The 26,348-nt window shown below is 62.0% G+C and carries 26 protein-coding genes; 8 read left to right on the top strand and 18 right to left on the bottom strand.

Annotation, left to right across the window (positions count from 1 at the left end; translation table 11 throughout):
* Window positions 1-19: 19 nt before the first annotated feature.
* Window positions 20-757 (bottom strand): DNA repair protein RecO, encoded by a 738-nt coding sequence (gene recO / locus USDA257_RS03980; protein WP_014761594.1) that lies wholly within the window; start codon window positions 755-757, stop codon window positions 20-22.
* A gap of 312 nt (window positions 758-1,069) precedes the next feature.
* On the opposite strand from recO, the gene USDA257_RS03975 reads away from it, so the two are divergent.
* Window positions 1,070-1,804 (top strand): L,D-transpeptidase, encoded by a 735-nt coding sequence (locus USDA257_RS03975; RefSeq protein WP_014761593.1) that lies wholly within the window; start codon window positions 1,070-1,072, stop codon window positions 1,802-1,804.
* A gap of 101 nt (window positions 1,805-1,905) precedes the next feature.
* Here the strand turns inward: USDA257_RS03975 and USDA257_RS03970 are convergent, their stop codons facing one another.
* Window positions 1,906-2,268, bottom strand: a complete 363-nt coding sequence (locus tag USDA257_RS03970) for a VOC family protein (protein ID WP_014761592.1) — start codon at window positions 2,266-2,268, stop codon at window positions 1,906-1,908.
* 12 nt (window positions 2,269-2,280) lie between these two features.
* Window positions 2,281-2,763: an SRPBCC domain-containing protein gene (locus USDA257_RS03965; RefSeq protein ID WP_014761591.1), complete on the bottom strand. Its 483-nt coding sequence runs from the start codon at window positions 2,761-2,763 to the stop codon at window positions 2,281-2,283.
* A gap of 51 nt (window positions 2,764-2,814) precedes the next feature.
* Here USDA257_RS03965 and USDA257_RS03960 point away from each other — a divergent pair, with 51 nt between their 5' ends.
* The 3 genes from USDA257_RS03960 (at window position 2,815) to rkpK (ending at window position 5,687) form a co-directional block, all read left to right on the top strand.
* Complete coding sequence (locus USDA257_RS03960; RefSeq protein ID WP_014761590.1) at window positions 2,815-3,147, top strand: ArsR/SmtB family transcription factor; 333 nt, start codon at window positions 2,815-2,817, stop codon at window positions 3,145-3,147.
* 71 nt (window positions 3,148-3,218) lie between these two features.
* A complete protein-coding gene (locus USDA257_RS03955) occupies window positions 3,219-4,244 on the top strand; it encodes an NAD-dependent epimerase (RefSeq protein WP_014761589.1) in 1,026 nt (341 codons plus the stop codon).
* 129 nt (window positions 4,245-4,373) lie between these two features.
* The gene (gene rkpK / locus USDA257_RS03950; RefSeq protein ID WP_014761588.1) at window positions 4,374-5,687 is read left to right on the top strand and encodes a UDP-glucose 6-dehydrogenase; all 1,314 of its coding nucleotides are present in this window, start codon (window positions 4,374-4,376) and stop codon (window positions 5,685-5,687) included.
* A 158-nt stretch (window positions 5,688-5,845) separates the two neighbouring features.
* On the opposite strand, the gene USDA257_RS03945 is transcribed toward rkpK, so the two are convergent.
* The 4 genes from USDA257_RS03945 to USDA257_RS03930 form a co-directional block, all read right to left on the bottom strand.
* On the bottom strand, window positions 5,846-6,160 hold the full coding sequence (locus USDA257_RS03945; protein ID WP_014761587.1) for a hypothetical protein: 315 nt from the start codon (window positions 6,158-6,160) through the stop codon (window positions 5,846-5,848).
* A gap of 166 nt (window positions 6,161-6,326) precedes the next feature.
* Window positions 6,327-8,633, bottom strand: coding sequence for a Tex family protein (locus USDA257_RS03940; RefSeq protein WP_014761586.1), 2,307 nt, complete (start codon window positions 8,631-8,633; stop codon window positions 6,327-6,329).
* 113 nt (window positions 8,634-8,746) lie between these two features.
* The gene (locus USDA257_RS03935; RefSeq protein ID WP_014761585.1) at window positions 8,747-10,003 is read right to left on the bottom strand and encodes an SAM-dependent methyltransferase; all 1,257 of its coding nucleotides are present in this window, start codon (window positions 10,001-10,003) and stop codon (window positions 8,747-8,749) included.
* Between the two features lie 360 nt (window positions 10,004-10,363).
* Window positions 10,364-11,362 carry a glutathione S-transferase family protein gene (locus USDA257_RS03930; protein WP_014761584.1) on the bottom strand — a complete coding sequence of 333 codons (999 nt, stop codon included), beginning with the start codon at window positions 11,360-11,362 and terminating at the stop codon, window positions 10,364-10,366.
* 182 nt (window positions 11,363-11,544) lie between these two features.
* Between USDA257_RS03930 and USDA257_RS03925 the strand changes: the two genes are divergently transcribed.
* Window positions 11,545-12,543 (top strand): glycerophosphodiester phosphodiesterase family protein, encoded by a 999-nt coding sequence (locus USDA257_RS03925; protein WP_014761583.1) that lies wholly within the window; start codon window positions 11,545-11,547, stop codon window positions 12,541-12,543.
* Between the two features lie 3 nt (window positions 12,544-12,546).
* Here USDA257_RS03925 and era read toward each other — a convergent pair whose 3' ends face one another.
* The 8 genes from era to rpoZ form a co-directional block, all read right to left on the bottom strand.
* Window positions 12,547-13,476, bottom strand: a complete 930-nt coding sequence (gene era, locus USDA257_RS03920; RefSeq protein ID WP_014761582.1) for a GTPase Era — start codon at window positions 13,474-13,476, stop codon at window positions 12,547-12,549.
* Between the two features lie 8 nt (window positions 13,477-13,484).
* Entirely contained in the window at window positions 13,485-14,201 is a 717-nt protein-coding gene (gene rnc, locus USDA257_RS03915) for a ribonuclease III (protein WP_086018037.1), read from the bottom strand.
* Entirely contained in the window at window positions 14,201-14,944 is a 744-nt protein-coding gene (gene lepB / locus USDA257_RS03910) for a signal peptidase I (RefSeq protein ID WP_041414939.1), read from the bottom strand. Before lepB ends, rnc begins: the two co-directional genes overlap by 1 nt.
* A 104-nt stretch (window positions 14,945-15,048) precedes the next feature.
* Window positions 15,049-15,468 carry a holo-ACP synthase gene (acpS, locus tag USDA257_RS03905; protein WP_014761579.1) on the bottom strand — a complete coding sequence of 140 codons (420 nt, stop codon included), beginning with the start codon at window positions 15,466-15,468 and terminating at the stop codon, window positions 15,049-15,051.
* Complete coding sequence (locus USDA257_RS03900) at window positions 15,465-15,971, bottom strand: DUF2062 domain-containing protein (protein WP_223843393.1); 507 nt, start codon at window positions 15,969-15,971, stop codon at window positions 15,465-15,467. The genes acpS and USDA257_RS03900 overlap by 4 nt, the downstream gene beginning before the upstream one ends.
* Before the next feature lie 273 nt (window positions 15,972-16,244).
* Window positions 16,245-16,397, bottom strand: coding sequence for a DUF3563 family protein (locus tag USDA257_RS33470; protein WP_014761577.1), 153 nt, complete (start codon window positions 16,395-16,397; stop codon window positions 16,245-16,247).
* 158 nt (window positions 16,398-16,555) lie between these two features.
* On the bottom strand, window positions 16,556-18,781 hold the full coding sequence (locus USDA257_RS03895; protein WP_014761576.1) for a RelA/SpoT family protein: 2,226 nt from the start codon (window positions 18,779-18,781) through the stop codon (window positions 16,556-16,558).
* Between the two features lie 103 nt (window positions 18,782-18,884).
* Window positions 18,885-19,289, bottom strand: a complete 405-nt coding sequence (gene rpoZ, locus USDA257_RS03890; protein ID WP_014761575.1) for a DNA-directed RNA polymerase subunit omega — start codon at window positions 19,287-19,289, stop codon at window positions 18,885-18,887.
* Window positions 19,290-19,752: 463 nt separating this feature from the next.
* Here rpoZ and USDA257_RS03885 point away from each other — a divergent pair, with 463 nt between their 5' ends.
* Entirely contained in the window at window positions 19,753-20,331 is a 579-nt protein-coding gene (locus USDA257_RS03885) for a LabA-like NYN domain-containing protein (RefSeq protein ID WP_014761574.1), read from the top strand.
* Window positions 20,332-20,434: 103 nt separating this feature from the next.
* Here the strand turns inward: USDA257_RS03885 and smpB are convergent, their stop codons facing one another.
* Both smpB and dapA read right to left on the bottom strand, forming a co-directional pair.
* Window positions 20,435-20,914 carry an SsrA-binding protein SmpB gene (gene smpB / locus USDA257_RS03880; RefSeq protein ID WP_014761573.1) on the bottom strand — a complete coding sequence of 160 codons (480 nt, stop codon included), beginning with the start codon at window positions 20,912-20,914 and terminating at the stop codon, window positions 20,435-20,437.
* Entirely contained in the window at window positions 20,914-21,798 is an 885-nt protein-coding gene (gene dapA, locus USDA257_RS03875) for a 4-hydroxy-tetrahydrodipicolinate synthase (protein ID WP_014761572.1), read from the bottom strand. The genes smpB and dapA overlap by 1 nt, the downstream gene beginning before the upstream one ends.
* Before the next feature lie 290 nt (window positions 21,799-22,088).
* On the opposite strand from dapA, the gene USDA257_RS03870 reads away from it, so the two are divergent.
* Window positions 22,089-24,155, top strand: a complete 2,067-nt coding sequence (locus USDA257_RS03870) for a lytic transglycosylase domain-containing protein (protein ID WP_041413898.1) — start codon at window positions 22,089-22,091, stop codon at window positions 24,153-24,155.
* Window positions 24,156-24,210: 55 nt separating this feature from the next.
* Window positions 24,211-25,110 carry an alpha/beta fold hydrolase gene (locus tag USDA257_RS03865; protein ID WP_014761570.1) on the top strand — a complete coding sequence of 300 codons (900 nt, stop codon included), beginning with the start codon at window positions 24,211-24,213 and terminating at the stop codon, window positions 25,108-25,110.
* Between the two features lie 149 nt (window positions 25,111-25,259).
* On the opposite strand, the gene USDA257_RS03860 is transcribed toward USDA257_RS03865, so the two are convergent.
* On the bottom strand, window positions 25,260-26,321 hold the full coding sequence (locus USDA257_RS03860; RefSeq protein ID WP_014761569.1) for a porin: 1,062 nt from the start codon (window positions 26,319-26,321) through the stop codon (window positions 25,260-25,262).
* Window positions 26,322-26,348 lie beyond the last annotated feature (27 nt).

Genomic DNA, 26,348 nt, shown 5'->3' with positions numbered 1-26,348 from the left:
GAGATATGCGGCGCCTTTTTTATGCCGCCGAGGGTTTCAGCGCCTTGAGCGTCGCATGCACGAAACCGTCGCGGGCGGAGGAAACGTCGACGCCGCGCGGTTCGTAGACGTGCCGGTTGAGGAAATAGGCCGTGAGGCGGAAGGCTGCGGCGAGGCTCTCGTGATCGGCCGCGCTGTGTGCTCCGGACAGGAAATCCGGAAGGGCAAGCATGCGCTCGGCATAGGGTGCCCCCGCCGCGCGGCTGACTGCACGGCCGGTTTTCGGCGAAACGTAGACGAGTTCGGCCCGGCTGCCGGTCGCCGCGCATTCCGAAAGGTCGAGGCCGAAACCGAGATCGTTCAGGACCGCCAGTTCAAAGCGCACGAACAATTCGCCGGCATCGGCCGGGTCCTGCAGGTGGTCGACGATGACGGCGAGCGCTTCGTAGAGATGCGGATGCGGATCGCGCTCCGGCAACAGCCTCAACAGGGCGCCGAGCGCCTGGATGCCGTAGACCGAGGTTGCCGCCTCCATCAGCCTCGCCGCCCGCAACTGCAGCGGCTCGATGCGAAACTCGCCGAGATGTTCGTCGAGCCGCGCCCGCCAGGTCACTTCCACCGAATTGCCCGGCTGCAGCACCGGCTGCATCGTCCGCGACCGGCCGGAGCGCACGAGTCCCAGATGGCGCCCGTGCGCGGACGTCATGACCTCGGCGACGACAGAGCTTTCGCCGTGCCGCCGGATGCCGAGAATAATGGCCTGATCGCTCCATTGCATGGCAAAGGCATACACCCGGTGCGGAAGCGGGAGCAAGTGAAGATGGCGCGTCCAACAGGTCGCCACAGCGGGCGCCCCAGTTCCACCACCTGTCGCCCTTTCCGCACCGTGTTCGCCGCACTACAGCGCCGTGCGTCTTTTCAAAGGTCGCCGTAGCACTTTGAATTGCTGCATGTTTCCTTAAATCGGCTACGATTTAAGGAAACATGCAGTAGAATTCTGTCATTATCCAGGCGAATCGCAGCGAAGCTTCACCCACAAGTCGAAGCCGACTGCCGATCTCGGAGTGGCAATCATCAGATTGTTTGGAGTATGTGTGTGTTCCGCCTCACCCAGCTTCTCACGTTCTTTCTTGTTCTAGCCGCGCTGGCGGGCTGCGCGACGAATACCGCGCAGCCGCCCCGGCCGCGGGGGCCGGATCCCTATTTCACGGCGATGTACGGACCGCAACTGGACGAGGCGTTCCCGCTGCCTGCGACCGACATCAGCAAAGTCGATCCGCGCTTCTTGCGTCAGCAGGTGCCCTACGTCACCTACGAGCCTCCCGGCACGGTCGTCATCGACACGCCGAACCGATATCTCTATCTCGTGCAGGGTGGCGGCATGGCGCTGCGCTACGGCATCGGCGTCGGCAAGGCAGGGCTGGAATTCGCCGGCGAGGCACGCATCGGCCGCAAAGCGCAATGGCCCCGCTGGATTCCCACATCGGACATGGTCGCCCGCGAGCCGGAACGCTATGGCCCGCTCGCCGGCGGCATAGACCCGGGTCCGACCAACCCGCTCGGACCGCGTGCCCTCTATCTCTACCAGGACGGCAAGGACACGCTGTTCCGCATTCACGGCACGACCGAGGCCTGGTCGATCGGCAGCGCCGTTTCGAGCGGCTGCATCCGCATGTTCAACCCGGACGTGATCGATCTCTACAACCGTGTGCCGGAAGGCACCCGGGTCGTCGTGATCCAGGCGCAATCGCCGATGGACGCGGCAATGCCGCCAGTTGATGCCCCGATCGAGACGCCCGCCGAGGACGCGCCGCTGGCGTTCTGACGTGCATGCATCCTTAAGTCGGACACCTATTTAAGGACAAAAACATGCAGCGATTCCTACCGCGACCTTTGTGCGTCTGAAAAGACCCGCGGCGCTGTAGGTCACCAGGCGTCCGGCGTGCGCACGAGGTGCACGATATTGGCGGGGTTCAACACCCAGCCGCCGCGAAAGCCCTCGCCCAGATCCTCGACCGCGTCGCAGCGCACCGCTCCGTTTGCGGTGAGATGGCTCAACGCCCTTTCGTGATCGTCGGTGAACAGCTCCAGCCAGACCTCCGCCTGGCTCAGATGCGCCATTTCATCGATCCAAAGGCGGTTCGGACCGAGGATGAAGCCCTTGGCGGGCTGCTTCTCGTCGAATGGCGGCAGGCCGACGACATCGCGGTAGAAGGCCACCACGGCTCTGTATTGATGGCTCGGTACCTTCATGGCGATGTTGATGCCGCCCTTTATATCCACTGGCATCGCTCGCTCCTCCTATGTTTGCGGCTCGAGTGCCGGCTTGCCGGAGAGTTCGCTCACGTAATAGCCCTCCCTGAGGTTGATGCCGTATTCGACCCAAGCCTTCATGCAGGCGAGCATCTGCGACCAGCCCTCGCAGTTGAGGTAGGAGCTCTTCTGCCCCTGCTCGTTCTCGCGCCAGCCGCTTTCGGCAATGGTCACCATGGTGGCGCCGTCCTCGAGCGGCTGGAAGCGCATCTCCACGCGCGTCTGGTATGGCGCCTCTTCCTTCGCAACCATCGCGTCCCAGCGGAAGACGATCCGCTCATGGGGTTCGACGACCTCCACCTGAACCGGGACCTCGCCCCACCAGGTCACGGTGGCGCCGGCGACCAACGGGCCGCTGATGCCGCCGAGCGTCACGAAGTAGCGGCTGAGCTTGTCCGGATTGACGACCGCGTCGAAGACCTCCTCGACGCGCCGGGCAATTCGCCCATTCACCCGAAATTCGAAAGCCATGACGTCCTCCTTCCAATTGCGTCCGGATATAATATGTTATAAAAATATAACATGTCAATTGATTCGACCGACGATGCGATTTTCAAGGCGTTGGCCAATGGCCTGCGCAGGCAGATTCTCGATGCGCTGAAGGAGGCGCCCCGGACGACCGGCATGTTGTGCGAGCGATTTTCCGATCTCGACCGCTGCACGGTGATGCAGCACTTGAAGGTGTTGGAAGAGGCAAGTCTCGTTCTTGTCAGGCGCGAAGGGCGGGAACGATGGAACCACCTGAACGCCCTGCCGATCCAAGCCATTCACGACCGCTGGATCAGCCAGTATTCCGGCCATGCGATATCGGTGCTCACGGCCTTGCAACAGCAACTCGACGGTGCACAGGAGTGACGGTTTCGTCTTTCCATTGCCCGGCTTTCTTCGTATGAACGATCAAGTTCAAGAAAACTGGGATAGTTTCCGTGCGTTACCTCATCACCGGCACCGCAGGTTTCATCGGCTTTCACGTCGCCAAGCGGCTGATCGACGATGGTCATTTCGTGGTCGGCTTCGACGGCATGACGCCCTATTACGACGTGAAGCTCAAGGAACGCCGCCACGCAATCCTCGAGCGTTCCAACGGTTTCAAGGCGGTCACCGCGATGCTCGAGGATCGCGCCGCTCTCGACCGCGCTGCCGAGCTTGCAGAGCCGGAGGTCATCATCCACCTCGCCGCGCAGGCGGGCGTTCGTTACAGCCTTGAAAACCCGAAGGCCTATGTGGACGCGAACCTTATGGGCTCCTGGAATATCCTCGAGCTTGCCAGGACGATCGGCCCGAAGCATCTTATGCTGGCATCGACGTCGTCGATTTACGGCGCCAACGAGAAGATACCGTTTGCCGAGGCGGATCGGACCGACGAGCCGATGACGCTCTATGCCGCGACGAAGAAGTCGATGGAGTTGATGGCCCACAGCTACGCCCATCTCTACAAGGTACCGACCACCGCCTTCCGGTTCTTCACCGTCTATGGTCCTTGGGGAAGGCCCGACATGGCGCTCTTCAAATTCGTCGATGCCATCCTCAACGGCCGGCCGATCGATGTCTATGGCGAAGGCCGGATGAGCCGCGACTTCACCTATATCGACGATCTGGTCGAAGGCATTCTGCGGCTTTCCCACGTGGCGCCATCCGAAGCCAATCGCGTCGGCCCGGATCTGGCGCAGGACACGCTTTCCCGACAGGCGCCTTTCCGCGTCGTCAATGTCGGCGGCGGCCAGCCGGTTGAATTGATGACCTTCGTCGAAACCGTCGAGAGGGCCGTTGGTCGGCCGGCAGTGCGCAACATGCTGCCGATGCAGATGGGCGACGTGCCGCGCACCTACGCGTCACCGGACCTGCTCGAGGCGCTGACCGGCTTCAAGCCGACCATGCCCGTCGAGGAAGGCGTCGCCCGTTTCGTGGAATGGTACGAGCAATATTATCGCCCTGCGAAGAGCCCTGCCTGAGGCAGAACCGGGCGATTCGTCGCATCGGGTAAATGCCCCTGTCATTTGCAGGTCGAAAAACGGTCCTATTTGCCTATCAATGGATGAGTAGCTCCCAAGGCTTAAGGACCACCAACAAAGGAAGAACGGATGAAGATTACGATGATTGGCGCCGGCTACGTCGGCCTCGTTTCCGGCGTTTGCTTCGCGGATTTCGGTCACGACGTCGTCTGCCTCGACAAGGACGAGGGCAAGATCGAGGCGCTCAAGAAGGGTGAGATCCCGATTTTCGAACCGGGTCTCGACCATCTCGTCGCCAGCAACGTCGCTGCAGGGCGGCTGCACTTCACCACGGATCTCGCGCCCGCCGTATCCGGCAGCGATGTCATCTTCATCGCCGTCGGTACGCCGTCGCGCCGCGGTGACGGGCACGCGGACCTCTCCTATGTCCATGCCGCCGCACGCGAGATCGCTGCCAATCTCAATGGCTTTACCGTCGTCGTCACCAAGTCGACCGTTCCGGTCGGTACCGGCGACGAGGTCGAACGCATCATCCGCGAAACCAATCCGGATGCCGACTTTGCCGTCGTCTCCAATCCGGAGTTCCTGCGCGAGGGTGCCGCGATCGATGACTTCAAGCGGCCCGATCGCATCGTCATCGGCCTTGCGGACAACGATCAGCGTGCACGCGACGTGATGACGGAAGTCTATCGGCCCCTGTATCTGAACCAGTCCCCGCTCGTCTTCACCTCACGCCGCACGTCCGAACTGATCAAATATGCGGGCAATGCCTTCCTGGCGATGAAGATCACCTTCATCAACGAGATGGCCGACCTTTGCGAAAGAGTCGGCGCAAACGTCCAGGATGTCGCTCGCGGCATCGGGCTCGACGGGCGTATCGGCGCCAAGTTCCTGCATGCCGGTCCGGGTTACGGCGGCTCGTGCTTCCCCAAGGACACCCTGGCACTGGTCAAGACCGCGCAGGATCACGACAGTCCGGTGCGGCTGGTCGAAACCACCGTCGCCGTCAACGACAATCGCAAGCGAGCAATGGGCCGCAAGGTGATCGCCGCGGTCGGCGGCGACGTGCGCGGCCGCAAGATCGCCGTGCTCGGCCTCACTTTCAAGCCGAACACCGACGACATGCGCGACAGCCCGGCGATCGCTATCGTCCAGACGCTGCAGGATGCGGGTGCCCGGGTCACGGGCTACGATCCGGAAGGGATGGAGAACGCGCGCAAGGTCATCGATGGCCTGGACTATGCGACCGATCCCTATGATGCGGCGGCGGAAGCCGACGCACTGGTAATCGTCACCGAATGGAACGAATTTCGGGCGCTGGACTTCAAGCGGCTGAAACACACGATGAGCGCCCCGTTGCTCGTCGACCTGCGCAACATCTACCGCAAGGACGAGATCGCCCGCCACGGCTTCACCTATGCCAGCGTTGGCCGGCCGGACTGATCAGCGAAAAAAGACTGGCGGGAGCAGGACATTCCTATCCTGCTCCCGTTCTTGAGATCTGGAGCTGAAACGGTGGTGGGCTCGGGATTTCGCACGCTGGCGAGTGCGCCCCGCGTCATGGAGTGAACAAGGTACGCCGCCGGAAGCTATCCGGTTGCTTAAGCTTTGGGGCCGACGGGTATGATCGTCTCCCAGCTCTTGCCGGCGAGAATCACGCAGCTTCGGCCTGACACATCGGTTATCACCAAGGTCCAACTGCCACTGTCGGCGGCATAGAGTTCCATCACCGCCTGCTGGTTGACCATTCCTACGGCAGCTTGCTTCTCGGCGTATTGCCGAGCGAGGAACTCGATCACCTGCGAGCGGTCGGCGCAATTCACGACACCCTGCGCGCCTGCTGTCTGGGGATATGCGGTTACCGCCGCCGCCAAGAGGACGGCTTGCGGAAGGACGCGGATTGCATGGCCTACCACGATGCACCTCCTTTTCGCCGGGATACCCGGCGGAAGAGGGTTTTCCGCTGACCTGTTCCGCCGCAGTCCGGCATTCCTATGGTCGGCATCCAGCCACGAGAACCCATCGCGCCCTAGCCGATGAGCACGTAACGATCCTTGATGCCGCGCCGTTCCACGCTCCGGCCTATTTTTTCTTCATCGCCTCCATCAGCGCCGCACCGAATGCGCCCTGACCCGGCGGCGGCGATTTCTGCGGACGCGCGGCTGCGTTGCGATTGCCACCGTTCGGCGATGGCCCTCTCGCCTCTCTCCCGGTTTCGGCACCGCCATCCTTGCGCATGCTCAAACCGATGCGTTTACGCGCGACATCGATCTCGGTGACGCGAACCCGCACCACGTCGCCGGCCTTGACGACCTCGTGCGGATCCTTGACGAAACGGTCGGCAAGTTGCGACACGTGTACGAGTCCGTCCTGGTGCACGCCGATATCGACGAAGGCGCCGAAAGCCGCGACATTGGTCACGGTCCCTTCGAGCTGCATCCCGACCTTCAGGTCCTTGATGTCGTCGACGCCCTCAGCAAACGTCGCCGTCTTGAAGCTCGGGCGCGGATCGCGGCCCGGCTTCTCCAGTTCGGAAAGAATGTCCTTCACCGTCGGCAGACCGAAACGTTCGTCGACGAAAGCGCGCGGATCGAGTGCCTTCAGAGCCCCACTGTCTCCCATCAGGGAGCGCACATCCCGACCGCAGGCGGCCACGATCTTCTTCGCCACTCCATAGGCCTCCGGGTGCACGGCCGAGGCGTCGAGCGGCTCGGAGCCGCCGAGAATCCGCAGGAAGCCGGCGCATTGCTCGAAGGTACGGGCGCCGAGGCGCGGCACCTTGAGGAGTTGCTGCCGGTTTGCGAAGGCACCCGTCGCATCGCGGTGCGCCACGATCGCTTCCGCCGATGACTTGCCCAGGCCGGAAACACGCGCCAGCAGCGATGCCGATGCGGTGTTGAGATCGACACCGACAGCGTTCACCGCGTCCTCGACGACCGCATCCAGGGAGCGGCTGAGATGCGACTGGTCGACGTCGTGCTGGTATTGCCCGACGCCGATCGACTTCGGTTCGATCTTGACGAGCTCGGCGAGCGGATCCTGCAGCCTCCGGGCGATGGACACGGCACCGCGCAGCGATACGTCGAGATTCGGAAACTCCGCAGCCGCCGCTTCGGAAGCGGAGTAGACGGAGGCGCCTGCCTCGGAAACGATCACCTTGGTAGGCTTCGGCGCCGGCATTTGCGCGAGCATATCGGCGACCAGCTTCTCGGTTTCGCGGCTGCCCGTGCCGTTACCGATGGCAATCAGTTCGACCTTGTGTTTGCGGACGAGCGATGCGAGTTCCGCCTGCGTGCCGCGAATGTCGTTCTTCGGAGGAAACGGGTAAACGGTCGTGGTATCGAGCAGCTTGCCGGTGCCGTCGATGACCGCGACCTTGACGCCGGTTCGGATGCCGGGATCGAGACCCATGGTCGCACGCGAGCCGGCGGGGGCCGCAAGCAATAGGTCCTTGAGGTTGCGTGCAAAGACGCGGATTGCTTCCTCCTCGGCCCGCTCGCGCAACTCGCGCATCAGATCGAGCGAAAGCGACAGGGAAAGCTTGACGCGCCAGGTCCAGCCGATCACGTCCAGCAGCCATTTGTCCCCGGGCAGACGACCACCGACCTCGTATGCGGCGGCGATCATGCGTTCGACCGGCTTTTGTTGAGATGCCGCGTCCTGGTCGACGACGATATCGACCGACAGGATCTCCTCGTTCCAGCCGCGCAGCATCGCCAGCGCGCGGTGACCCGGCGCCGTTGCCCAGCGCTCCGAGTGATCGAAATAATCCGAGAACTTCGCCCCGGCCTCCTGCTTGCCGTCGACGACCTTTGCTCTCAGGAATGCCGCGTCACGCATATAACTGCGCAGACGTCCCAGGAGGTCGGCGTTCTCGGTCATGCCTTCGGCGATAATGTCGCGGGCGCCGTCGAGTGCGGCCTTCACGTCCGGCACGTCGGCGGAGAGGAAGGACGTCGCCCGTTCAGCGGGCGCAATCGACCGATCGGCAATAATCGCCTCGGCGAGCGGTCCGAGACCCCGTTCGCGGGCAATTTCCGCCTTCGTCCGCCGCTTGGGCTTGTAAGGCAGGTAAATGTCTTCGAGTTCCGCCTTGGTAACGGCGGCGGCGATCTTGCCTTCCAACTCGTCGGTGAGCTTGTCTTGGCCGCGGATCGACTCCAGAATCGATGCCCGCCGCGCCTCGAGCTCGCGCAGATAGGTGAGCCGCTCCGAGAGGGTCCGCAATTGCGTGTCGTCAAGACCGCCGGTGACCTCCTTGCGGTAGCGGGCGATGAAAGGCACCGTCGCTCCGGCGTCGAGAAGTTCGACAGCGGCGCCGACCTGCGCCACGGTTGCCTTGATCTCGCTTGCGATGATGGCGGCGATGGGCTTTGCGGTCATGACCATTCTGCGTTCCGTCCGTTGTTTCCAGCCGGACCATAATGGTCCGGGCGAACGAGGCCAAGTGAAGGCGGCCAATCAGTCGCCCGCACTCCACAGAAACGCAGGTCTTGACGCCACTACACCGCGACGAGTTCCAGGCGCGACCGGGTCTTCTCGAATTCCAGCAATTCGCGCTCCTTCGCTTCGATGTAATCGCGCGAAACCGGGACCGTCTCCAGCGATGGCGAGAGCTGCAACTGAAAGATGAAGTGCTTGTCATAGAGGAAGGCGGTCTCGGAAGCGGCGAGATAGAACTCCCACATCCGGAAGAAGCGCTCGTCATAGAGTTTGACCGCTTCCTCGCGCCGGGCCACGAAACGCTCGCGCCAGGCCCGGAGCGTCCAGGCATAATGCATCGGCAAAATCTCGATGTCCTTGACGAGCAGGCGCGTGCTCTCGGCCGGCGGCAAGACCTCGGAAAGTGCCGGGATGTAGCCCCCCGGGAAGATGTATTTCTCGATCCATGGATTGGTCGCCCAGGGTTTGTAGACCTGACCGATCGAATGAAGCAGCATGACGCCGTCGGGTCTCAGCAATTCCTTGATCTTGCGGAAGAAATTGCCGTAATTGCCGATGCCCACATGCTCGAACATGCCGACGGAGACGATCCGGTCGAACTGCTGTCCCTCCATGGTGCGGTAATCCTGCAATTCGAACCGCACGCGATCGGAAAGCCCGCGCCTGGCGGCGCGTTCGCGCGAAACCTTCAGTTGCTCCTCGCTCAATGTGATGCCGGTGACTTCAACTCCGGTCGCTTCGGCAAGGTACATCGCCATGCCGCCCCAGCCGGAACCGACTTCCAGAACCTGCTGACCGGGCTCGAGCAGCAGCTTCGCCGCTATATGGCGCTTCTTGGCGCGCTGCGCCTCGTCCAGAGAGATGCCCGGCGGATGGAAATAGGCGCAGGAATATTGCCAGTCCTCGTCGAGGAAGAGATTGAAGAGCTTGCCGTCGAGATCGTAATGATGCGCGACATTGTAGCGGTTGCGGTTGACCGGCAGCCGACTTTTCAGCTGCTGGCGCAGCACATGCCAAAAAGCAACGAAGGAATTGGCGAAGGTCGCCGCGTTTTCCACACCGTTGCTCTTGATGATGGCCAGGACGTCGAAGATATCCCCCTCTTCAACCAAGACGCGGCCATCCATGTACATTTCGCCGAATTTCAGGCCGGGATCGTATAGTATCGCCCTTTCCGCCTCGGCGTCCGTTATGCGGATGGCGGCGGGCTTTCCCGTTCCATCACCCAGAACAACTTTTTCTCCCGATGAAAAAACGACCGTCAGAGTTCCCTTCTGGACAAGACGGCGAAGCAACTTCAACAATGCTGCATTCATTTCCAACCTCAGCGCCAGACCTACACGGACCATATTGGTTCTTCAGTATGAAGCGCGGGCGGTTTGGTCGGCTTCTGGAAAGACGCGCGCCTTGGAAACAGCGCCGGTGTGTCCAGAAGTAGCGAGAAACCGGTTCGGGCAAGCCCTCACGGCCTCCGGCGGGCCGGCGCCGTGCACGAGGCGCGGGGCTCAACCGGGATGTCGTCAGGCCAGCCTCTTCAGGCTCCTATCCATCAGAACTTCCATTAACTTAGCGGCGTTCGGCGGTTATTCAATGGGCTGCTTTGTGGCCCCTCAAGGATTTGTTTCCTTAGTACATGGGGAAGACGTGCGGCCTCCGGTCGGCAGCGCGGCCGCGCTCTAGGCGCCAACTATGCCGAGACCAGCAAGGCGCGAGCGATCATGCGGGCGATCGAAATCGATCCGGGGGCCCGCCGGCACGATGCCAGTGGGATTGACGTGCCGAATCCCGTAATATCCAAGCTTGATATCGTCGATCCGGACAGTCTCACGTATGCCCCGCCATTGGTAGAGCTCGCGCAGATAGTTGGAGAGGCTGGGATAATCCTCGATCCGGCGAATATTGCATTTGAAGACGCCATGATAGGCGACATCGAAACGGACCAGGGTTACGAACAGGCGGATGTCCGCCTCGCTCAGATATTCCCCGGCGAGATATCGGTTCACATCGAGATGCCGCTCGAGTTCGTCAAGCATACCGAAAAGGGCCGCGACAGCCTCGTCATAGGCGGCCTGGGTCTTTGCAAATCCGGCTCGGTAGACGCCATTGTTCACTCGCGCGTAGACCGGCTCGTTCCAGCGATCGATGGCGGCCCGGAGGGTCGCCGGGTAGAAATCGAGGCGGTTGCCGGACAAATGGTCGAAGGCCGTGTTGAGGATGCGAAGGATATCGGCCGACTCGTTGTTGACGATGCGCCCCTCCTTCATATCCCAGAGCACCGGCACGGAGACCTTGCCGTTATAGGTCGGATCGCTCGCCGTGTAGAGCTCGTGATGGTAGCGGATACGGCCGACGCGGGTGCCTGCGTCCGCAGACGTGTCGTAGGTCCATCCATCCTCTCCGAGCACGGGATTTGCCACCGTGAGCCCGATGATACCTCCGAGTCCCTTGAGGTTGCGCATTGCGATCGTCCGAGAAGCCCAGGGGCAGAGATAGGAGACGAACAAGCGGTAACGTCCCGCTTCCGCCGCGACCGCCGGCTGTCCGTCCGGCCCGGGTCGTCCGTCGACGGTGATCCAATCACGGAAGCGGGTCGGCTCGCGATGGAACGCACCGTCCTTCATTTCGCTTGCGGCGACATCATCCTTGACCCATTTTCCCTGGACGAGTTGCGGCACCTAAGTTCTCCTGCGGCATTGCATTGGACGGCACGGTCGCCTACCTCCCATAGGGCCTGCTACCGGTCAATCGCGCGCGGAGGTGACAGTTTGTTCGCAATCCGCATAACAGGGAGCGTGGCAGCAAACGTCCGGGATCGCCGCGATGCCGAGCAAAGCGTGGTGCGAGAGGAGGACTTACGATGAGGAAAGTCGCCGTCATAGCCATCGTCGCGGTCATCATCGTCGCCATCGTCTGGCTCCTCAACACGTCCTACCTGGTGACCCCGCCCGCCGGCGCGGCGAAGGTCCTCGCCCATCGCGGCATCCATCAGGTCTACAGCCTGGACGGGCTTGGCAATGATACCTGCACTGCGCAGCGCATCGAACCGCCGCGGCATGCCTATCTCGAGAACACGATCGCGTCGATGCGCGCTGCCCTCGACAGCGGCGCCGAGGTGATCGAACTGGATATCCACCTGACTCCGGATCGCCAGTTCGCCGTTTTCCACGATTGGACGCTCGACTGCCGCACCAATGGAGCGGGTGTCACGGAGGCGACGCCAATGTCGAAGCTGAAGACGCTCGACATCGGCTACGGGTACACGGCCGATGGCGGCAAGACTTTTCCCTTCCGCGGCCTTGGGGAAGGCCAGATGCCGACACTCAGGGAGGTCTTCACGGCCCTGCCGCACGGTCGCTTCCTGATCAACTTCAAAAGTGAGCGGCGGGAGGAAGGTGCGACACTCGCCGTCATGCTGCGCATTCACCCGGAGTGGCGCAAATTGGTCTTCGGGGTTTATGGAGGCAGAACGCCGACGCAGGAGGCCCTGCGGCTTGTCGGCGGGCTGAGGGGCTACGACCGGCAATCCACCATGGCCTGCCTTGGCCGCTATGCCGCTTATGGCTGGACCGGAATCGTGCCGGATGCCTGCCGCGATACGCTGATCGTCGTGCCCGCCAACTACGCGCCTTTTCTATGGGGGTGGCCGAATAGATTTGCCGCCCGGATGCAGGCCGCCGGAAGCGAGATCATCCTGCTCGGTCCCCATCGCGGCGGCGACTTCACCTCCGGCATCGACAGCGCCGATGAGCTCGCACTCGTTCCGGAGAATTTTCCCGGCTACGTCTGGACCAATCGGGCCGAGACGATCGGACCGCTCCTGAACAGGAGGCTCGCCGCCTCAAACGACCAAGAATAGCGGTTATTTTGGAAAATCGAGTCCCATCTCGCGGAAGCGCTCCGGATCGTCGCCCCAGTTCTCGCGCACCTTGACGAACAGGAAGAGGTGCACGGGCTGCTCCAGAATCTCGGAGATCTCCTTCCGGGCTGCGGTCGATATCGCCTTGATCGCCTCCCCTCCCTTGCCGAGCGCAATCTTCTTCTGGCTGTCGCGCTCGACATAGATCACCTGCTCGATGCGAACGGAACCGTCCTTGCGCTCTTCCCATTTCTCCGTCTCGACGTGCGAGGCATAGGGAAGCTCCTGATGCAGGCGCAGGAACAGCTTCTCGCGGGTGATCTCGGCTGCGAGCTGGCGCATCGGCAGATCGGAGATCTGGTCCTCCGGATAGTACCACGGCCCGTCCGGCAGTGCCGCGGCAAGATAGTCCATGAGATCGCCGCAGCCGGAGCCGGTGAGCGCCGAAATCATGAAGGTGCGCTCGAACGGAACGGCTTCGTTGGCGACGGCCGCGAGCTTCAGCAGGTCCTCCGGGCGAACCCGATCGATCTTGTTGAGCACCAGGATCTTCGGTTGGTGAACGTCCTTCAGGCCCTCGAGGATCTTTTCGGCATCCCCTTTCAATCCCCGCTCGCTGTCGATCAGCAGCATGATCAGGTCGGCGTCCTTTGCACCACCCCAGGCCGTCGTCACCATGGCCCGATCCAGCCGGCGGCGCGGCTTGAAGATACCGGGCGTGTCCATGAACACGATCTGGGTTTTATCATGGATGGCGATGCCGCGGACGATCGCCCGCGTCGTCTGCACCTTGTGGCTGACGATCGATACTTTGGCGCCGACCAGGTGGTTCACCAAAGTCGATTTGCCTGCATTCGTCGCGCCGATCAGCGCCACGAAGCCCGAGCGGGTCGCCGTGGTGTCGGCGCCCGTGTTCTGTTGTTTGTCCGTCATGGCTTCCGTCAATTTCCGGCAGACCGTTTCTGCCAAACACCTTCGCGTTCCAGCAATCGCATGGCGGCGATCTGCTCGGCTCCGCGCTTCGATCGATCGGTCCCGGATTCCGACGTGATCCCGTCGACCTCTACGGTCACCGTGAAGCGCGGATCATGGTCGGGACCGGAGCGATCGTCCGTCCTGTATCGGGGCGCGACGCCGAACTTGGCGTGCGCCCATTCCTGCAATTCCGTCTTGGCGTCACGGCGGGCACCGTCGGCGCTCGCGGCGCGATCGGTCCAGTGCCGCAGCACGAAGCGACGTGCCGCCTCCAGTCCACCATCGAGATAGATCGCGGCGATCAGCGACTCTACCACATCGGCACGCACATTCATCATGTGCTTGCCGGTGATCTTCTTCACGTCCGAGCCGGTGCGAATGAATTCGTGTAGCGACAGCTCATCGGCAACATTGGCACAGCTCTCGGCGCTGACAAGTTGGTTCAAGCGAACCGACAGCTCTCCCTCATTGGCGTCGAGAAAGGTCTGGAACAGAAGTTCGGCGACGCAAAGGCCGAGCACGCGGTCGCCGAGGAACTCAAGACGCTGATAGTTGCTCGCTCTGGCATTGCGGGCGCTGGAATGCGTCAGCGCCCGGTCGAGGCGCTCCTTCTCTACGAACTGATAACCGATCGCGGTCTCGAGCCTGGCCCGATCCTCCGCGTTCAGCGACCGCCCCTTCATCATTCGACGACCTTGAACAGCCGGTCGTAACGCAGATTCGCCGGCCACTCCCAGATCTTCAGGAAGGATGTGCCGTTGCCGAGCGAGAAGAAGATCATGCTGGCGCGACCGACCAGGTTTTCCGCCGGTACAAAGCCGACGTCAAAGCGGCTGTCCGAGGAATTGTCCCTGTTGTCGCCCATCATGAAATAATGGCCTTCCGGCACCAGGAATTCGCGCGTGTTGTCACCGCTCGAGTCGGCGAACTGGTCGAGGGTGTCGTAGGCGACCCCCGTGTCCATCGTCTCGCGATAGACCGGTACGTCGCCGCCGGTGTCATATTTGTCATCGGCACGGAAAGTCCCGTCAGGGACCCGATCGACCGGCTTGTCGTTGACGTGGAGGACGCCGTTTCTGACCTGAATGCGATCGCCTGGCAGGCCAACGACGCGCTTGATATAGTCGATGTCCGGATTGGGCGGAAAGCGGAAGACGACGATATCGCCGCGCTTCGGCTCGCTCGAGAAGATCCGTCCGCTGAAAAGGTCCGGCGAGAAGGGCAGCGAGTATTTCGAATAGCCGTAGGCGAACTTGTTGACGAAGATATAGTCGCCGACGAGGAGCGTCGGCATCATCGAGCCGGATGGAATCGTGAAGGGCTGGAAGAAAACGGTGCGGATGACCAAAGCCAAGAGCAGTGCCTGAATAATGACCTTTACATTTTCCCAGAGGGCGCTCTGGTGCGTTTCTGTCTTTTCTTCCACGCTCAGTTCTTCCTTGTCATCCTGCCCGCGCAACCGCATCTATATGTTCACCGGATGAGTTCGCTTCAAGCGACCGTCGGAGCCGGCACTGTCCCGGCAGTGCTCTAAACCGTTCCCTCGGCGGGGGCAACCGGCAGCGCCTCGATAATCACGAAAGCTTGTGCGAGCGGGAAGTCGTCGGTGATCGTCAGATGAATGGCGGCGCGATGTCCGACAGGCAGCATCTCCTGGAGCCGGGCCGCCGCACCGCCGGTCAGTTGCATCGTCGGCTTTCCGCCCGGCATGTTGACGACGCCCATGTCCTTCCAGAAGACGCCCTGGGCCAGCCCCGTACCCAGCGCCTTCGAACAGGCCTCCTTGGCGGCGAAGCGCTTGGCATAGGAAGCCGCGCGGTTCTTGCGCGCATCCGATTTGGCGATCTCGATGTCGGTGAAACAACGATTGACGAAGCGCTCGCCGAAACGTTCGAGCGAGTTTTCGACGCGGCGGATATCGATGAGATCGCTTCCGATACCGATGATCATGATGGGTATCCGGCTTTCTGCAGGCGCTCCCGCCGCCGCACCTGGAAAATCCGGGCGGTCTGGAAGGCGAGCGGGTAGAAGATCGAAGCGCCGACAAGAGCAAGGGCCAACGAACCAACGAGCGTCGGCTTGACGACGGGCCCCCAAAGCTCGGCAAGCTGCATATGCTCGATCAATTGGCCGATCTCCGCCGAGCCGACGCTCGGACCGGACTGCGGCCCGATGAGAGCGATGCCGATCTCGTAGGATGCCGTCAGGATCACGGGAATGGTGATCGGATTGGCGAGCGCAGTGGTAATGACTGCGGCCACCAGATTCCCGGAGAAGAGCCACGCGAGAATGACCGCAAGGACGATGTGCAAGCCGAAGAGCGGCGTGCAGGCAGCAGCCGCGCCCGCTGCCACACCGACGGCGATCGAATGCGGCGAGGAATTCAGGCGAAGAATGCGCAGGGCGATGTAGCGCGGACCGCGCGAGAAGCCCTTGCGCGGCCAGAAGAACACGCGAAGCCTTTCGGAGATCGTGACCGGTTCTCTGCGCCTAAATAACATTCTGTCGTCGTCGCACCTTGAAACCGCGCAAGACAGCCCGCCCGCCTTCTGATGGGCGCAAGATAGGCGCCAGACCCGCCAGGCGCAAGGTTGAGCCGCAAACGGGCGGGACAAGCATCCGAGCCATTCATCAAACGCACAGCTCGAGACAGCCTTCTTGCATCGTCCGCTCCGGAACCCAGGTTCCCGCGATCCAAAAACCGCTACCGGGCGCGGACCTGAGGATCAAAAGTTCTTGCGGAACAGGCCGCGGTCGATCTGACGCTGGCGGTACTCGAGGTCGATGCGGTCGACCGAGCCGTTCAGATAGGCGGTCTCGCGCTCTTCGGTGGTGGGGCCGTGCAGGGCACGGGTGATTTTCTTCAACTGCTTGAACATGGCAAACCTCTTCGTTTACCTCCCGATCCGAAGAGTAGTTTAGCGATCGGTGTTCTACCAGCGTCATGATCAACCGGCAGCCATGCGTTTCGCGCATGCGTGCCAATCCCGCTGCCCAAGAAAGAGGCATGGCGAGCAGGCCTCACCTCTGCGAGAGGCTATTCGAAGAGCCGCTTGACCAGCGAAATGCTCGGCAATTCCTTGAGCTGGGTCATCAGGTGGTTGAGCTGCCGCAGGTCCCAAACCTCCAGGTCGAACTGCAACTCGCTGAAATCGGCGGCGACCCGCCCCATGGAAAGCGAGCGGATATTGACGTCGCTCGTGGCGATCGCCTGAGAGATCTCGGCCAGCGTGCCCGGCTCATTCAGCGCACTCACGGCGATTCGCGCCATGAAGCGGTTGTTGTTGGCCTCGTCGAGGTCCCAACGAACGTCGATCCAGCGCTCCGGCTCCTCGTCGAATTTCTGCAGGATCGGCGACTGGATGGGATAGATGGTGATGCCCTTGTCCCGATCCATGATGCCGACGATGCGGTCGCCGGGAACGGCCCCGGCCGGGCTGAAATGCACCTCGGCATTGCCGGAAAGGCCGCGGATCGGCAGCGCTTCGGGTCCCTCGACCTGCCCAGCCGCGGCTGTCTCCTTCGAACGCCCCGGCAGCTTGAAGATCATGCCGGCGGCGCTGCGCATATTGAACCAGCCATCGTCGGCGCTCGGCTTGACGGTCACGCGTTCGTCCTGGTGATCGGGGAAGACGGCACGCAGCACGTCGAGCGAGGAGAGCTCGCCGCGGCCGACGGCAGCGATAGCATCCTCGACCTCCTTCTGGCCGAGCCGGTGCAGCACCGGCTTCAGCCCCTCGCGCGAGAAGGTCTTGCCGGCCCGTTCGAAGGTGCGCTCCAGGATGCGGTAGCCAAGACCCGCATATTGCTTGCGGATGGCGGCGCGGGTGGCGCGGCGGATTGCCGCGCGCGCCTTGCCGGTGACGACGATCTCCTCCCAGGCGGGTGGCGGCACCTGGATGCCCGAGCGGATGATCTCGACCTCGTCGCCATTGTTGAGGCGGGTGACCAGCGGCATGATGCGGCCGTTGATCTTGGCGCCCACGCATGTGTCGCCGATATTGGTGTGCACCGCATACGCGAAATCGATCGGCGTGGCGCCTCGCGGCAGCGCGATCAATTGGCCTTTGGGCGTGAAGCAGAAGACCTGGTCCTGAAAGAGCTCGAGCTTGGTGTGTTCCAGGAATTCCTCGGGATTGTCGCCTTCGGCAAGCGATTCGATGGTACGCCGCAGCCAGGCGTAGGCGTTCGACGTCGGAGACCGTGTCAGGTCGCCCGTAACGGCATCCCGATCCTTGTAGAGCGCATGAGCCGCGATGCCGTATTCGGCGATCTCATGCATGCGCCTGGTGCGGATCTGCAGTTCGATGCGCTGGCGCGACGGACCGATGATCGTCGTGTGGATCGACTGATAGTCGTTCTGCTTCGGCGTCGAAACATAGTCCTTGAAGCGGCCCGGAACGACGCGCCAGCGGGTGTGCACGATGCCGAGCGCCCGGTAGCACGAGGAAATGTCGTCGACGATGATGCGGAAGCCCCAGACGTCCGACAGTTGCTCGAAGGACAGCGATTTGGACTGCATCTTGCGGAAGACGGAATAGGGCCTCTTCTGACGCCCCTTTACCTGCGCATTCCTCAAACCTTCGGCCTGCAGCAGCTCGCTCAATTCCTCCTCGATCTTCTTAATCAAGCCCTCGTTGCGCTGGGACAGCTCTTCGAGCCTCCTGGTGACGGTTTCGTAGGCCTCAGGATTGATGTGGCGGAAAGCGAGGTTCTCGAGTTCCTCGCGCATATCCTGCATGCCCATGCGCCCGGCGAGCGGCGCATAGATGTCCATCGTCTCCTCGGAGATGCGCGCGCGTTTTTCCGCCGACATATGGTCGAGGGTGCGCATGTTGTGCAGCCGGTCCGCGAGCTTCACCAGCAGCACGCGAACGTCATCCGAAATCGCCAAGAGCAGCTTGCGCAGATTTTCAGCCTGCTTGGCCTTCTTGGTGACGAGGTCGAGCTTCTTGATCTTCGTCAGGCCTTCGACCAGCGCCCCGATATCCTCGCCGAAGAGTTCGTCGATCTCCTGCCGCGTCGCCGTCGTGTCCTCGATCGTGTCATGCAGCAGCGCTACGGCGATCGTCGATTCGTCGAGGTGCATTTCCGTGAGGATCGCCGCCACTTCCAGCGGATGGGAAATGTACGGATCGCCGCTTGCCCGCTTCTGCTGACCGTGCTTCTGCATGGCATAGACATAGGCCTTGTTGAGCAAGGCCTCGTTCACGTCGGGCTTGTATTTCTGCACGCGCTCAACGAGCTCGTATTGGCGCATCATCCGCAGGCAGCTCCATGACAGTCAGACAAACAAAAAGTGCGCCAATCATATGAGTGGCGCACTGCTTCGAAACACGTTTGGAACGGCTGTTCGCGAACGGATCTCAGTAGTCGTCGCTCTTTTCCGGAGGTACCAGCCCTTCGATGCCGGCCAACAGTTCCTCTTCCGACATGCGATCGAAGGTTAGCGCCTCCGGCTGGTCCTCCTCTTCCGCAGCCTCCGCAAAAGCGGCAGGTTCCGATTGGGCGATGGCGGCCGCATCGGGCTCCGGCTCGTCCACTTCCACATGCTTCTGCAGGGAATGGATCAGATCTTCCTTGAGATCGCCCGGCGACAGCGTCTCATCGGCGATCTCGCGCAGCGCAACAACCGGATTCTTGTCATTGTCGCGGTCGATCGTGATGGGGGCGCCCTGCGAGATTAGGCGTGCGCGGTGGCTGGCTAGCAGGACGAGTTCGAAACGGTTTTCGACCTTGTCGATGCAGTCTTCGACGGTGACGCGGGCCATGGCCTTGTCCTTTGCGAGAGCGCGGCGGCTGCCGCGGCATGATTAACGACACGAAACCGGAACGCCGCGACAGGACGGCACGTGCAGCTCCGATTTCTGGAATTAGTCGCCCGGATACAATCAAAACAGCACAAGTTCAAGTTTTTCCTGCGCCCGGCGCTCACATCTTCCCAGCCCCATGTTAGAATACGACATTTCCCCGACCCGGCCGAAGGCTACAGATATGGATTGTATTTCAGGCGGCGTCCTCGGAAATCTCCACCAGCAATCGTAAATTGAAGTGTGGATCAACTGGAGCAACTGCTAAAACTTGCTATATGCATCGTACGTCGCTTGGATTAATGCGTGGCATAACTTACATTATTTGCAATATCAGCAATTATTAATGTAATGCACCTATTTTCTGCGCACTTCCGCAAGGGCGGTTCGCTATAATGCGCAGGGCATGGAAAAGGAAATTACGATGTTCGATCCTCGCGAAAAAATCGCTCTTTTCATCGACGGCGCCAATCTCTACGCCGCCTCTAAGAGCTTGGGCTTCGACATCGATTACAGAAAGCTGCTGAAGGCGTTCCAGAAACGTGGCTACCTGCTGCGCGCTTACTATTACACCGCACTTATCGAGGACCAGGAATACTCCTCGATCCGCCCATTGATCGATTGGCTGGATTACAACGGCTACAAGGTCGTCACCAAACCGGCGAAGGAGTTCACGGACTCGCTCGGACGGCGCAAGATCAAGGGCAACATGGATATAGAGTTGGCGATCGACGCCATGGAGCAATCCGAAACCGTCGACCATCTGGTGATCTTCTCGGGCGACGGCGATTTCACCACGCTTGTCGAGGCGCTGCAGCGCAAGGGACGCAAGGTTTCCGTCGTCTCGACGATGTCGACGCAGCCGCCGATGATCGCCGACGACCTGCGCCGCCAGGCCGACCACTTCATCGATCTGGCAACGCTCAGGGGCGAGATCGGCCGCGAGCCGTCCGAACGCATGCCGCGCCCGCCCGAGCCCGTCTCCAACGACGCCGAGCTTTAATAGAACCCCGTTCGAATCCCGGTCGATCTGCCCCCGGCCCTCCACCCAAGCGGCACGCCGCGGATTGGGTCGCGTCGCGGACGGAAGGCGGCGTGGCAGCGACTCAGCCGCGCTCCTTCAGCAGGCGGTTCTTCTGCCGGTTCCAATCGCGCTCCTTGGACGTCTCGCGCTTGTCGTGCAGCTTCTTGCCCTTGCCGAGCGCCAGTTCCAGTTTCGCCCGTCCCCGCTCGTTGAAGTAGATCTTGAGCGGAATGAGCGACATGCCCTCGCGATTGACCGCGCCCTGCAGCCGGTTCACCTCGCGCTTCGACAACAGCAATTTGCGGCGGCGCCGGGTCTCGTGGTTGAAGCGATTGGCCTGAAGATATTCCGGCAGGTAGGAATTGATCAGCCAGATCTCGCCGCCTTCGTCGGTGGCGTAGGATTCCGCGATATTGGCCTTACCCTCGCGCAACGACTTGACCTCCGTGCCGGTCAACACAAGACCGGCCTCGTAGGTGTCGACGATCTCGTAGTTGAAGCGGGCCTTGCGGTTCTCCGCCACCACTTTCCTGACCGTCCGCTCGCTGCCCTTGGGTGCCATCAGCTCATCAATCCCGCATGCCTGAGCGCTGCATCGATGGCTGCTTCGGTCGCCGGCTCGAGCGTCGGCAGCAGGGGCGAGCGCACGGCACGGCTCATTCGCCCGAGACGATGAAGCGCAAATTTGGCCCCGCAGAGGCCAGGCTCCATGAAGATAGCCTTGTGGAGCGGCATCAACTTGTCTTGATATTCCAGCGCCTTGGCGTAGTCGCCGGCAAGGGTCGCCTCCTGGAATTCGGCGCAGAGGCGCGGTGCGACATTCGCCGTCACGGAGATGCAGCCGACGCCGCCATGGGCGTTGAAGCCGAGCGCCGTCGCATCCTCACCGGAAAGCTGGACGAAACTCTTGCCGCAGGCCATGCGCTGCTCGGAAACGCGCTCGATCTTGCCGGTCGCGTCCTTGACACCGATGATCGTCGGATAGGCCTTTGCCAGCGCGGCCATGGTTTCGACGCTCATGTCGACCACCGAGCGGCCCGGAATGTTGTAGATGACGATCGGCAGCTTCACGCTTTCGGCAATCGCGGCATAGTGAGCGAAGAGCCCCTTCTGCGTCGGCTTGTTGTAGTACGGCGTCACCACCAGAATGGCATCCGCGCCAGCGTTCTCTGCGTGCTGTGCAAGTTCGACCGCCTCAGTCGTGTTGTTCGAGCCGGCGCCGGCGATCACCGGCACGCGACGCGCCGCCGCTTCGACGCAGAGCTCCACCACCTGCTTGTGTTCGTCGTGCGAAAGGGTCGGCGATTCACCGGTCGTGCCCACCGGCACCAGGCCGTGGCTACCCTCTTTTATCTGCCATTCCACATGCGCGACGAAACTTGCCGCATCCACCGCGCCGGTGGACGTGAACGGGGTTACGAGTGCGGGAATGGAACCCTTGAACATGCACAACTCCTGACGGCTGAAGGGGCAAACACACGCCCACGCTTTGGCCGCAATCGACGGTTAGAAACTGCCGCACCATAATCATGTGACATGGCCGCGGCAAGCGTCGGAGAGGCGCATTTCCTGCCAGATTTCTTGCAATTGGACCGCTCGATGCGCGTCGCAAACGGCAGGGATGCACGATGGCGGGCTTTTGCCGGCGATTGCGTCGATGGCGGATGCCCGCTAACTTTTCGTTAGAGAATCCGGCAGCTAATGAAGTTGAGAGAAACGGGGAAGCACGGGGCTTGATGCGCGGACCACTCTTTCTGCCTGTCGCCGCCATTCTCGGTGCCGCGATGCTGGCGTCCTCCGCCCTCGCAGCCGAGACCCGCATGCCCGTACCGACGGGCAAGCCCGGCGCTACCAGCAAATCGGGACGCGTGGTGGCCAACGAGGTCACCGGAGCCATACGGGCCGCGGTCGCGCCTGTCGCGGCAGATCTGAAGGCCGGGCTCGACGCGCTGTCCGATCGCAGGCCGACCGAGGCGATCACCATCCGCAACCGAATGGGTGCGGGAACGCTCGACCGGCATATCCTCACCTGGGCGATCGCCGTCTCCGGGCAGAAGGACATCCCCTCTTACGAAATCGCCGAAGCGCAGCGCGAGCTTCAGGGCTGGCCCGGCTTGAAGACGCTGCGCGCCCATTCCGAACGCGCCCTTTCCCGCGAAAATCCGCGTCCGGTGGACATAATCGCCGCATTCGGCTCGACCCGGCCCGAAACGGCCGACGGCGCCATCGTTCTCGCACGCGCGCTCACCGCCGAGGGAAAAAGCGGCGCGGCCACGCAGCACCTCCGAGCCGTCTGGTCCAAGGAGGTGCTGGACAGAGGGATGGAAAGCAAGATTCTTTCGGAATTCTCCTCTTTGCTTACAACCGCCGACCACAGGCGCCGCATGGAGATGCTTCTTTACCGCGGCCGCGTCGAGCAGGCGCAGCGGTTCAGCGAACTGGGCAAGGCGCAATCGCTCTACAGGGCCTGGGCTGCGGTCATCCGCGGCAATGGCAAGGCGGCGGCGCTGATCGCAGCGATCGATCCATCCTGGCGCGACAATCCTGCCCATCTCTTCGTGCGCATCGAGCACCTGCGCAAGCAGGAGAAGTTCCAGGAAGCGGCAAAGCTTCTCGCTTTGGCGCCGAAGGACAGCAATGCCCTCGTCGATCCCGGCGAATGGTGGACGGAACAAAGGATCGTCAGCCGGGGCCTGCTCGACAAGGGCGACTTCCGCGGCGCCTACCGGGTTGCCGCCCACCACGCCGCAACCGAGGCGACCGACATCGTGGATGCCGAATTCCACGCCGGATGGTACGCGCTCCGCGGACTGGAAGATTCAACGACCGCGGCACGCCACTTTCGCAAGATCCTCGAGGCGTCCAGCCGGCCGATTTCGGCCTCGCGGGCCTGGTATTGGCTGGGACGTGCCGCCGAGGCCGGCGGTCCCGGGCGTTCGGACGAATATTTTGCCAATGCGGCCCGCTATCCCGCTACATTCTACGGGCAGCTCGCTGCGGCGCGGCTCGGGCGCCCAATCCTCAACGTCGCCTATCCCTCGCCGACCGCGGAGGAGCGCGCGCGGCTGGAAGGCCGCGAAGCCGTTCGGGCGATTGAACGGCTGGAAGCTGCCGGCCACGGCTGGCGAGCGGAGAGCCTCTACCGGGCGCTCGCCGAGGACCTCGCCAGCCCCGGTGAACTCGCCATTCTCTCGGCACGAGCGGAAAAGGCGGGTAATCATCAGCTGTCCCTGCAGATCGGCAAGATCGCCTTCGGCCGCGGCATCGATGTCGCCGCGCTTGCCTTTCCACTCGGCGTCATTCCGTCGGACGCCAATATCAGCGGCGCCGGAAAGGCACTTGCTTACGCCATCGCCCGGCAGGAAAGCGCCTTCAATCCGGCCGCAGTTTCGGCGGCCAATGCCCGCGGCCTGCTGCAGCTTCTGCCGGCGACCGCCAAGGGCGTCGCCAGCCGCTACGGCCTTGCCTATTCCAAGGACCGCCTGACGACGGACGCCGGGTACAACGCCACGCTCGGTTCGCATTATCTCGGCGAGCAGATCGACAGTTTTGGCGGCTCCTACATCCTGACATTCATCGCCTACAATGCCGGCCCCGGCCGCGTCCCGGAATGGCTGGCGCGCTACGGCGACCCGCGCGGCAAGCCGATCGACGAGGTGGTCGACTGGATCGAGCGCATTCCCTTTCAGGAAACGCGCAACTATGTTCAGCGGGTGATGGAGAATTACCAGGTCTACAAATCCCGACTTGGGCAGCAGGCGGACATCGTCGCCGACCTGAGGATGGGCCGCAACCCTTCCTGAGCGGCAGCCCCCGCAGGCAAGGGCAATCTCCGGCAATGTAAGCGAAGGTGGAGCCATGCGAGAGCATCTGGTGCGTGAGGAACAGGTGTTTCGGGAGCACTATTTTCACGCAAGGGACGGCCTCAGGCTCTATGGCAGACGCTACGGCAGCGATGGCATAGGGCGCGATGAGAAGACGCCCATCGTCTGCTTGCCCGGACTGACGCGCAACAGCCGCGATTTTCATCGTCTGGCAGCTTTCCTTGCCTCGCCCGACGGCGGTGCTTATCCCGTTGTCACGCTCGACTATCGCGGCCGGGGACAGTCGGAGCGCGACAGCGACAAGAGCCGTTACGCGATCGCCGTCGAGGCAGGGGATGTCATCGCGGCCTGCGCGCATTTCGGCATGAGCAAGGCGACCTTCATCGGCACGTCGCGGGGCGGCCTCATCCTGCATCACCTCATCATGTCAGCCCCTGCCCTCATCGCCCGTGTCGTGCTCAATGACATCGGTCCGGTAATCGAGATCGACGGGCTGCTGAGGATCAGGGACTACCTCAATGATCCGGCGAGCCCGAGTAACTGGGCGGAGGCTCCAAGCTTCCTGCAGCGCGAGCACGGAGCAGACTTTCCCACTCTCCGACCACAGGACTGGCGAGAAATGGCCGAAGCGATCTATCGGGATGAAGGCGGAGTTCCGATCGCAGATTTCGACCCGGAGATCGCAGCGCAACTGCAAGGCCTCACCAGCGAAGCCGTGCTGCCGTCGCTGTGGCCGCAATTCGAGGCTTTCGCAGGCGTACCGATGATGGTTGTCCGGGGCGAATATTCGCGGTTGCTCAGCGAGTCTTCCGTCCGGGAAATGGCGCGGCGACACCCCGGCCTGGTTGCAGTCACCGCTCCCGGCCAGGGCCACGCGCCGCTCCTGCACCTCAATGGCCTCCGAAACGAGATCGCCGCCTTTATTCAAGGCTAAGCAAGATCCCAATGGTCCCCGAACTGGCGCGCTTGCCCAGCGGCAAGATGGAATCTCGTTCCGCGTCGCAGCTTCCCTACACAAAGCGCATAAAGAAAAAGCCCGGCTCAAGAGCCGGGCTTTTCCCTACTGACCGAGGTCAGGTCAGATTAGAAGTCACGCTGCAGGCGCAGGAAGCCGCTGACCTGCTCTTCAGCGTTATCCGGATCCGTGTAGTTGATCGTGAAGCGCGAAGCGAGGCCTTCGGTGATCTGGTAATCGGTGGTGATACCAACACGCCACTGATCGTCACCGGAGTCGAAGCCGCCAGCACCATCGTTCAGGTCACCCCAATACTGGGCGCCGGGGGTGATCTTGAACTTCTCGGTTGCCTGGAAGGCATACGAAGCAGCAACGCTCCACTCGGAGTCAGACCAGTAAGCGTTCGGGTCGGATGCCCAGATAGCAGCGGCCTGGAAGGTGCCCGGACCAACGTCTGCGGAGAGCAGAGCGCGGATCGCGCCTTCTTCAACTTCGGTGTCGAAAGAGCCGAGCAGGTCGAAGCTCACGCCGCCGAGCGTAGCGGAAACGATACCTTCAACGCCAACACCATTAGCCTTCGTGGTAGCGCCTTCGAGTTCATCAACAGCGATACCAGCCTGGAAGGTGCCGCCGTCGTAGAGGTAAGCGATCGAGTTGAATTCGGTGTTCTCGCCGATCGAGTCGGTTTCACCGTTCAGACCCTTATCCCACCAGCTGTAGAAGAAGCCAGCCTTGAGGCCGCCGAGCTGGATGTAGGCTTCATCGACGTCGATCAGGCTATCGCCAGCGTCGCTGTCGTTGTCGGCGTTGAACTCAGCAGCGAAGAAGCCGGTGAGCGTGCCGTACTCGGTGTCGCTCTTGGCGTCGAACGAGATGTAAGCGCGGGAGAAGACATCCCAGTCCGACGTGGACTGACCGTCAGCGAAGCCATCGCCATCGTTGTCGTTTTCAAGGTTGAAACGGTTGTCAGCGGCGTCACGGCCGAAGTCGCCCTGTACGCGGATGAAGCCGCCGATCTTGAGGCAGGTTTCCGTGCCCGGGATGTAGAAGTAGCCCGTGCCGAAGGCGTCGCAGACGCGAACGTATTCCATGGGCTCCGGCTCGGCAGCGACGATAGCGTCGGCAGCCTGAGCGCCGGATACTGCTGCGAGAGCAGCAGCGGAGCCGAGAAGAAGGCTCTTGATGTTCATTTCTGACCTCCAGTCAAAAGTTTCAAA

The sequence above is a fragment of the Sinorhizobium fredii USDA 257 genome (genome assembly GCF_000265205.3).
GTDB classification, from domain to species: Bacteria; Pseudomonadota; Alphaproteobacteria; order Rhizobiales; family Rhizobiaceae; genus Sinorhizobium; species Sinorhizobium fredii_B.
The sequence above is the reverse complement of the archived record's forward strand: the minus strand, read 5'-3'. Positions and strand labels throughout refer to the sequence as shown.

Coding starts and splice junctions, on each gene's coding strand:
- rnc (WP_086018037.1), bottom strand. CDS start 14,201: ATGAAGGGGCGGTCGCTGAACGCGGAGGATCGGGCCAGGCTCGAGACC.
- USDA257_RS03870 (WP_041413898.1), top strand. CDS start 22,089: ATGCGCGGACCACTCTTTCTGCCTGTCGCCGCCATTCTCGGTGCCGCG.
- dapA (WP_014761572.1), bottom strand. CDS start 21,798: ATGTTCAAGGGTTCCATTCCCGCACTCGTAACCCCGTTCACGTCCACC.
- USDA257_RS03860 (WP_014761569.1), bottom strand. CDS start 26,321: ATGAACATCAAGAGCCTTCTTCTCGGCTCCGCTGCTGCTCTCGCAGCA.
- USDA257_RS33470 (WP_014761577.1), bottom strand. CDS start 16,397: ATGTTCAAGCAGTTGAAGAAAATCACCCGTGCCCTGCACGGCCCCACC.
- USDA257_RS03975 (WP_014761593.1), top strand. CDS start 1,070: ATGTGTGTGTTCCGCCTCACCCAGCTTCTCACGTTCTTTCTTGTTCTA.
- USDA257_RS03970 (WP_014761592.1), bottom strand. CDS start 2,268: ATGCCAGTGGATATAAAGGGCGGCATCAACATCGCCATGAAGGTACCG.
- smpB (WP_014761573.1), bottom strand. CDS start 20,914: ATGGCACCCAAGGGCAGCGAGCGGACGGTCAGGAAAGTGGTGGCGGAG.
- USDA257_RS03925 (WP_014761583.1), top strand. CDS start 11,545: ATGAGGAAAGTCGCCGTCATAGCCATCGTCGCGGTCATCATCGTCGCC.
- era (WP_014761582.1), bottom strand. CDS start 13,476: ATGACGGACAAACAACAGAACACGGGCGCCGACACCACGGCGACCCGC.
- USDA257_RS03965 (WP_014761591.1), bottom strand. CDS start 2,763: ATGGCTTTCGAATTTCGGGTGAATGGGCGAATTGCCCGGCGCGTCGAG.
- rkpK (WP_014761588.1), top strand. CDS start 4,374: ATGAAGATTACGATGATTGGCGCCGGCTACGTCGGCCTCGTTTCCGGC.
- USDA257_RS03935 (WP_014761585.1), bottom strand. CDS start 10,003: ATGAATGCAGCATTGTTGAAGTTGCTTCGCCGTCTTGTCCAGAAGGGA.
- USDA257_RS03940 (WP_014761586.1), bottom strand. CDS start 8,633: ATGGTCATGACCGCAAAGCCCATCGCCGCCATCATCGCAAGCGAGATC.
- recO (WP_014761594.1), bottom strand. CDS start 757: ATGCAATGGAGCGATCAGGCCATTATTCTCGGCATCCGGCGGCACGGC.
- rpoZ (WP_014761575.1), bottom strand. CDS start 19,289: ATGGCCCGCGTCACCGTCGAAGACTGCATCGACAAGGTCGAAAACCGT.
- USDA257_RS03865 (WP_014761570.1), top strand. CDS start 24,211: ATGCGAGAGCATCTGGTGCGTGAGGAACAGGTGTTTCGGGAGCACTAT.
- USDA257_RS03885 (WP_014761574.1), top strand. CDS start 19,753: ATGTTCGATCCTCGCGAAAAAATCGCTCTTTTCATCGACGGCGCCAAT.
- USDA257_RS03960 (WP_014761590.1), top strand. CDS start 2,815: ATGTCAATTGATTCGACCGACGATGCGATTTTCAAGGCGTTGGCCAAT.
- USDA257_RS03895 (WP_014761576.1), bottom strand. CDS start 18,781: ATGATGCGCCAATACGAGCTCGTTGAGCGCGTGCAGAAATACAAGCCC.
- acpS (WP_014761579.1), bottom strand. CDS start 15,468: ATGATCATCGGTATCGGAAGCGATCTCATCGATATCCGCCGCGTCGAA.